We start from the raw sequence: 2,070 nt of genomic DNA, 5'->3' as shown, positions 1-2,070 counted from the left end.
TGCGTGTCCAATTCGGCTTCAAGCATTTCTTGGACGGTGCTCGCGAAAAGATCCTTGAGCATGCTTTGGACGTCGTGAATATCCTTCAACTTGCCTTCTCGAATGAGTTGACGGATTTGCTCCTTGGATATCAGTTCCATGTACGTTCACTCCCCTTGTAGACTCCCACTCCTGGGTTCGGGGAGTTTACACAGTTCATTTTACACTCTCCGATTCGCACGGTCAGCGACGAACGATTTGGGCCTTCGCCATGGTACTCGCCTACTCCCGCATGCTCTACGTTGAGTTTATCAAAGCGGGAGACCAGCTGCATATCCTTCAGGCTCTGCGCCATGCGCTGGAGTTCTTTGGTGGGGTACCGAGGGTCATGCTCAGCGACAACTGTTCACCTTTGGTGGTCGCCAATGACGGTCAAGGCCATGTCGACTGGCAACCGGCTTATCTCGACTTTGCCAAGTTCTACGGATTCGTGCCCAAGGCATGTCGGCCTCGCCGGAGCCGCACCAAGGGCAAGGTCGAACGGCCTATTCGCTATATCCGGGACAGCTTCTGGCCAGTTGCCTTTGTGGACGTTCAGGATTTGAACCGACAGGTCGCATGGTGGCGCGATCACGTGGCCAACGTCCGCATCCACGGAACGACCCATGAACAGCCCATCGTGGGGTTTCAAGCCGAAAAGCTGCAACCGCTACCGGCCACCCCGTATGTGTTGGCTTGTGCAGGTCTTCGGAAGGTGATGAATGACTGCCGGGTTTCCTGGAATACGAACTTGTACACCGTTCCCTGGCGCTATGTGGGCCACACGGTCCTGGTTCGGGAGTTCGAATCGGGTCGTCTGCAGATCGAATACGGCGTACAGGTGATCGCGGAACATCGCGTGCTGTCCGGCAAGCATCAAATCTCCACGGATCCCGAGCATTACAAGAACATCCCTCGAGATAGCGCGAATCCGACGCGGGGTAAGACAGCGGGATGGCAAGTCGACCCGGACGTGGAGCAGGGCGAACTTACGGTCTATGAACAGATCGCGATGGGAGGTTATGTGCAATGAGCGAAGCGCTACTAGTAGCTCAGGTCGAAGAACAACTGTTGGACCTGGACTTGAAGCGAGCTGCTGCCGTCTTGCCGGCGTGCGTGGAGTGGGCCGCCGGGCAAGAGGCGACCTATGTCGCATTTCTCCAGCGTTTGCTGGAGGCTGAACAGGAGGAACGGCACAGCCGGGCCATGCAGGCTCGGCTGCGCTTGGCGAACTTTCCGTTCCACAAGACGCTCGCCGACTTCGACTTCTCGTTCCAGCCGTCTGTGGATGAGCGCCAAATCCGAGAGCTCGCAACGCTGACGTTTGTCCAAGAATGTGGCAACGTCATCTTCCTGGGGACGCCGGGAGTGGGAAAGATGCATTTCGCGGTGGCCCTAGGCATGGAGGCGATTCGCCAGCGGATGAGCGTCTACTTCGTCACGATGCAGAAGCTCGTGAGCGATTTGCGTCGAGCCTACCAAGAAGGGCGACTGGACAGGCGCCTGCGGGTCTACACGCAGCCGAAGATTCTGATCTGTGATGAGGTTGGCTTCTTGCCTCTGGACGCGCTCGACGCCGCGAACTTCTTCCGCCTGGTATCGGAAAGGTACGAGCGAAGGTCGTTGATCATGACGTCCAACACGAGTTTCACGAACTGGGGAACGCTCTTCGGCGATCAGGTCCTAGCCTCCGCGTTGCTCTATCGCTTGCTGCACCACGCAACGACCGTGAATATCCGCGGCAACAGTTACCGGATGAAAGACAAGCTACGAGCTGGTGTTACGCACGCATTCTCGGGGACAAGAGACGAAGCGAACGTATGTGTGGGGAACGAATCGCGATGATTTTGGGGAATCGAATCCGCTGTTTTTGGGGAATCGAGCGCGATTTTTTTTTGGGGAGTTTTAACCCGCTGTTGACAGCGTCCAAGAGATTGCGCATGAAGTGGGTCTGGCGCCGTTGCCACGTGCAGCCCTGAAATTCGGTCTGAAGTGCCTTGACGAGTCCGCTGTGACTGTCGGACACGACGATGTCGACGCCGCTCAAACCGC

The 2,070-nt window shown here is 56.9% G+C and carries 2 protein-coding genes and 2 pseudogenes; 2 read left to right on the top strand and 2 right to left on the bottom strand.

What is annotated here, in order from left to right:
* Nucleotides 1–140: pseudogene (locus BW934_RS15610) on the bottom strand ((2Fe-2S)-binding protein); the annotation flags it as partial.
* Here BW934_RS15610 and BW934_RS14620 point away from each other — a divergent pair.
* Both BW934_RS14620 and istB read left to right on the top strand, forming a co-directional pair.
* Complete coding sequence (locus tag BW934_RS14620; protein WP_456151140.1) at nt 128–1,051, top strand: IS21/IS408/IS1162 family transposase; 924 nt, start codon at nt 128–130, stop codon at nt 1,049–1,051. The pseudogene BW934_RS15610 and the gene BW934_RS14620 sit on opposite strands and share 13 nt — an antisense overlap.
* Complete coding sequence (gene istB, locus BW934_RS14615; protein ID WP_076349321.1) at nt 1,048–1,863, top strand: IS21-like element helper ATPase IstB; 816 nt, start codon at nt 1,048–1,050, stop codon at nt 1,861–1,863. The genes BW934_RS14620 and istB overlap by 4 nt, the downstream gene beginning before the upstream one ends.
* Nucleotides 1,864–1,941: 78 nt before the next feature.
* Here istB and BW934_RS14610 read toward each other — a convergent pair.
* A pseudogene (locus tag BW934_RS14610) lies at nt 1,942–2,070 on the bottom strand (transposase); the annotation flags it as partial.

The sequence above is a fragment of the Alicyclobacillus vulcanalis genome (assembly GCF_900156755.1).
GTDB classification, from domain to species: domain Bacteria; phylum Bacillota; class Bacilli; order Alicyclobacillales; family Alicyclobacillaceae; genus Alicyclobacillus; species Alicyclobacillus vulcanalis.
This window is presented reverse-complemented; position numbering and strand designations above follow the sequence as displayed.